Below are 279 nucleotides of genomic sequence, written 5' to 3' on the forward strand. Positions count from 1 at the left end.
CCTCGATCATGTCGCGCGAAATCTGCGCGTGCTCCCAGTCGATGCAGAGGAAATCGAGGCCGGACTGCGCCATCACTTCGACGGCGACCGGATGCGGAATGGCTGCAAAGGAGCCGATGAGGTTCGTCTCGCCGACGCATTTCTGGCGGAACTCACTCATGCCCATCCCCTGTTGGTCTCGTCGGAAATCTATATCCGCAAACGGCGATCATACGAAGCTATTTCAGGCTTGAAATATTTTTAGTCGGGCCTAGCGTGTGCCCTCCGGCTCAAGAGTTC

General features: G+C 56.6%; 1 pseudogene. It reads right to left on the reverse strand.

The features are described from left to right. Window positions 1-160: pseudogene (locus EN818_RS34225) on the reverse strand (4-hydroxy-2-oxovalerate aldolase); the annotation flags it as partial. Window positions 161-279: the final 119 nt, after the last annotated feature.

It is taken from the genome of Mesorhizobium sp. M3A.F.Ca.ET.175.01.1.1 (assembly GCF_004791945.1).
In the GTDB taxonomy this organism is placed as follows: Bacteria; Pseudomonadota; Alphaproteobacteria; order Rhizobiales; family Rhizobiaceae; genus Mesorhizobium.